This is a genomic window from Streptomyces sp. NPDC004561 (assembly GCF_053602155.1).
In genome coordinates this window covers 1-4021 of sequence record NZ_JBSGDB010000653.1, presented here as the reverse complement: position 1 = coordinate 4021, position 4021 = coordinate 1, and the positions used below count along the sequence as shown (strand labels likewise).

The window sequence follows — 4021 nt, the reverse complement described above, 5'->3', positions numbered from 1 at the left end:
CCATGTGTCTCCCACAGACCATGGGCGCCGGTCACGGTCGCCATCGCATTGATCATCACTCCGATCAGGGCGGCGGCCGCGAGGGGAGTGAGCAGCCGGCCCCGGCAGAAGTCCTCCAGGCCGGCGGCGGAGGTGATGCGGCCCGCCTTGACGGCGGCCTCCGCCCCGCCGGAGTGCGCATGCCCTCCGGCGGGGAAGCGGCCGTCGGCCAGGACGAGAAGTGCTGCCCTGGACATCAGAAGAGGAAGTAGCGCTGGGCCATGGGCAGTTCGACGGCCGGGGACGCCTCGACCAGCTCGCCGTCGATGTGCACGGCGAAGCTGTCGGGGTCGATCCGGACGTCCGGCCGGGCGTCGTTCTCCCGCATGTCGGCCTTGGTCACCGCACGCGTGGACGCGATCGCCACGAACCGCTTGCCGAGCATCAGCCGCTCCGGCAGTCCGTCCTCGATGGCCGGGCCGGCGACGAAGTTGACGGAGTTGGCGGCCGGGGCGCGGCCGATCGCGCCGTACATCGGGCGGGGCAGGATCGGCTGCGGGGTGGGGATGGAGGCGTTGGCGTCGCCCATCTGCGCGTAGGCGATCTGGCCGCCCTTGAGCACGAGGAGGGGCTTCACCCCGAAGAACGCGGGCTCCCACAGCACCAGGTCGGCGAGTTTCCCGCTCTCCACGGAGCCGATCTCGGCGGCGAGGCCCTGGGCGAGCGCCGGGTTGATGGTGTATTTGGCGACATATCGACGTACCCGGTGGTTGTCCGCGCGTCCGTCGCCGGGCAGGGCGCCCCGCCGGCGCTTCATCACGTGCGCGGTCTGCCAGGTGCGCAGCACGACCTCGCCGACGCGGCCCATGGCCTGGGAGTCGGAGGAGATGATCGAGATCGCGCCGAGGTCGTGGAGGACGTCCTCCGCGCCGATGGTGGAGGGCCGGATCCGGGACTCGGCGAAGGCCAGGTCCTCCGGGACCGCCGGGTTGAGGTGGTGGCACACCATCAGCATGTCGAGGTGTTCCTCGGCCGTGTTGACGGTGAACGGGCGGGTCGGGTTGGTGGAGCTGGGCAGCACGTTCGGCTGGGAGACCACGGTCATGATGTCCGGTGCGTGCCCGCCGCCGGCGCCCTCGGTGTGGTACGAGTGGATGCCCCGGCCCGCGATCGCGGCGAGGGTGTCGCCGACGAAGCCGGCCTCGTTGAGGGTGTCCGTGTGGATGGCCACCTGGATGCCCGTGCGGTCGGCGACCGTGAGCGCGGCGTCGATGACGGCCGGGGTGGAGCCCCAGTCCTCGTGCAGCTTCAGCCCGACGGCGCCGCCGCGGATCTGGGAGAGCATCGCCTCGTGGCTGACGGTGTTGCCCTTGCCGAGGAAGCCGACGTTGACCGGGTAGGCCTCCATCGCCTCCAGCATCCGGGCCAGATGCCAGGGGCCGGGCGTGACGGTCGTCGCCTTGGAGCCCTCGGCGGGGCCGGTGCCGCCGCCGACCAGGGTGGTGACGCCGGAGGCCAGCGCCTCGTCGGCGACCTGGGGGCAGATGAAGTGGACGTGCGCGTCGACGGCGCCCGCGGTGAGGATCCGCCCGTTGCCCGCGATGATCTCGGTCTCCGGGCCGATGACGAGGTCGGGGTGGACGCCGTCCATGGTGTCCAGGTTGCCGGCCTTGCCGATCCCGGTGATGCGGCCGTCGCGGATGCCGACGTCGGCCTTGACGACGCCCCAGTGGTCGACGATGACGACCCCGGTGATCACGGTGTCGGGGGTGCCGTCGGCCCGCGTGGCGCGGGACTGGCCCATGGACTCGCGGATGACCTTGCCGCCGCCGAAGACGGCCTCGTCGCCGGAGGCGCCGGGTCCGCCGGAGCGGTCCTCCTCGATCTCGATCAGCAGGTCGGTGTCGGCGAGCCGGACGCGGTCGCCGGTGGTGGGGCCGAACAGGTCGGCGTAGGCGGCCCGGGAGATCTCAGGCATCGAGGGCGCCCCCGGTCTCCCCGCGCAGGCCCGGCACGATCCGGGCGCCGGCGAGCGGCACGAGCGCGACGTCGACCGGGATGCCGGGCTCGAAGCGCACGGCGGTGCCGGCGGCGACGTTCAGCCGCTTGCCGCGCGCGGCGGCGCGATCGAACCGCAGGCCGGGGTTGGCCTCGGCGAAGTGGTAGTGGGAGCCGACCTGGACGGGCCGGTCGGCGGTGTTGAGGACGGTCAGCCGGGTGACCTCGCGGCCCTCGTTGACGAGGACGGGCTCGTCCGCGAACAGGATCTCTCCGGGGATCATCGCGGCCCCTCAGACGATCGGGTCGTGGACGGTGACGAGCTTGGTGCCGTCCGGGAAGGTGGCCTCGACCTGGACGTCGTGGATCATCTCCGGGACTCCGTCCATGACGTCGTCCCTGGTGAGGAGCTTGCGACCGGTGGACATCAGCTCGGCGACGGTGCGGCCGTCGCGCGCGCCCTCGAGGATGTGCGACGTGATGAGGGCGACCGCTTCCGGGTGGTTGAGCCGCAGCCCGCGGGCCCTGCGCCTCGTGGCCACGTCGGCCGCCACATGGATGAGCAGCCGCTCTTGCTCGTGCGGGGTCAGTTGCACGTCCCACCTCACCGTTCTTGCTCCGGACCGTGCGGGGTCCGGTTGCCGCAGCCACCACGACGGAGCCAGGTCTAACACACGGACAAACCGCCCGAGGGAAGATCAACTCGGGCAGAAGAACCCCTGGTGGCGTGGATCGGCAGGCTAGTTCGCCGGAGTTTCAAGGACGTTAACCAGCCTTTGATCGGCTCATGACCGCGCGATGAGGCCGCCCATACGCGCCCGGTTCAGGACACGCCCGGCCCCCGGTGCTCGGCCGCGATGCCGAAACGCTGCCGTTCGCGCGGGGCGGACCCGGTGTCCCGGACGGTGGACACCGAGCGGACCACCGGCTCCTCGGCCAGCTCGTCGAGGGCGTCGAGACGCTCCAGGTCAGCGGCGGAGACCAGCGCGACGAGCGGCTTGCCGTGCCGCGTCACGACGACCCGTTCGCCGCCGTACACCACCCGGTTGATCAGGTCGGCGAGTTCAGCCCTGGCTTGCGTCACCGGAATCTCGTAGGCCATACGTCCATCATAACGTCAGGTACGTCCTGTACATTCTGTACAGAAGCCGGAGAGTGCCGGCTCCGCCGTGAGGAGGGGTGTGCCCATGTCCCGACCGTTCGCCCGCCATGTCCTGCCCGAGTTCACCGAGCGCACGGGGAGCGGGGTGCGCACCCTCGACCCGTACGGAAAGCTGTTCGAAGAACGAATCGTGTTTCTCGGGACACCGCTCGACGAGGCCGCGGCGAACGATGTGACGGCGCAGTTCATGTACCTCGAACACACGGCCCCGGACCGGGACATCACGCTGTACGTCAACTCGCCGGGCGGCTCCTTCGCGGCGCTGACGGCGGTCTACGACACGATGCGGTACGTCGGTTGCGACGTGGCGACCTACTGCCTGGGCCAGGCCGCGTCCTCGGCCGCCCTGCTGCTCGCCGCCGGCACCCCGGGCAAGCGGTTCGCGCTGCCGGGCGCGCGCATGGTGCTCGAACAGCCCCGGCTCTCCGAACCCGCGCAGGGCACGCCCAGCGACCTGGTCATCCAGGCCGAGGAGTTGGCCCGGATCCGGGCCCTGATGGAACAGATGCTGGTCCGGCACACGGGGCGCACGGCGGAGCAGGTCCACCAGGACCTGGAACGGGACCTGGTCCTGGACGCCTCGGGAGCGGTGGCCTACGGCCTCGTGGACGCCGTCGTGCCCAGCCGCCGGACCGCGCCCGGCGACACCGGCGCGAGGTGAGCGGGCCTTGCCGCCGCCGGAGCTTCCGCCGCTGCCCGCCCTGACCCGCGCCGAGGGCGAGTTGATCGACCGTTACCTGGAGGCGGTCGACCTGCTGGGCCGGATCAACCCCGCGCGCCGCGGGGACACCTACGGCGGGCTGCGCGCCGCGCAGGCGCTGGTGCGCAAGGCGGCCGAACTCCGCGACGCCCTCGCCCGGCGCCACCCTGGTCAAGCTGTTC

At 71.6% G+C, this 4021-nt stretch carries 5 protein-coding genes and 2 pseudogenes; 2 read left to right on the top strand and 5 right to left on the bottom strand.

Features of this window, described 5'->3' with window-relative positions:
* The 5 genes and pseudogenes from ACWEN3_RS42905 to ACWEN3_RS42885 form a co-directional block, all read right to left on the bottom strand.
* Nucleotides 1–236, bottom strand: a pseudogene (locus ACWEN3_RS42905) (hypothetical protein); the annotation flags it as partial.
* Nucleotides 236–1957 carry an urease subunit alpha gene (locus ACWEN3_RS42900; protein ID WP_452983098.1) on the bottom strand — a complete coding sequence of 574 codons (1722 nt, stop codon included), beginning with the start codon at nt 1955–1957 and terminating at the stop codon, nt 236–238. The gene ACWEN3_RS42900 and the pseudogene ACWEN3_RS42905, both read right to left, overlap by 1 nt.
* Complete coding sequence (locus tag ACWEN3_RS42895; RefSeq protein ID WP_452983095.1) at nt 1950–2261, bottom strand: urease subunit beta; 312 nt, start codon at nt 2259–2261, stop codon at nt 1950–1952. Before ACWEN3_RS42895 ends, ACWEN3_RS42900 begins: the two co-directional genes overlap by 8 nt.
* A 9-nt stretch (nt 2262–2270) precedes the next feature.
* The gene (locus ACWEN3_RS42890; RefSeq protein WP_452983092.1) at nt 2271–2573 is read right to left on the bottom strand and encodes an urease subunit gamma; all 303 of its coding nucleotides are present in this window, start codon (nt 2571–2573) and stop codon (nt 2271–2273) included.
* 227 nt (nt 2574–2800) lie between these two features.
* Entirely contained in the window at nt 2801–3079 is a 279-nt protein-coding gene (locus ACWEN3_RS42885; RefSeq protein WP_452983090.1) for a type II toxin-antitoxin system Phd/YefM family antitoxin, read from the bottom strand.
* An 85-nt stretch (nt 3080–3164) separates the two neighbouring features.
* Here ACWEN3_RS42885 and ACWEN3_RS42880 point away from each other — a divergent pair, with 85 nt between their 5' ends.
* Complete coding sequence (locus tag ACWEN3_RS42880) at nt 3165–3800, top strand: ATP-dependent Clp protease proteolytic subunit (RefSeq protein ID WP_452983087.1); 636 nt, start codon at nt 3165–3167, stop codon at nt 3798–3800.
* Between the two features lie 7 nt (nt 3801–3807).
* Nucleotides 3808–4021, top strand: a pseudogene (locus ACWEN3_RS42875) (hypothetical protein); the annotation flags it as partial.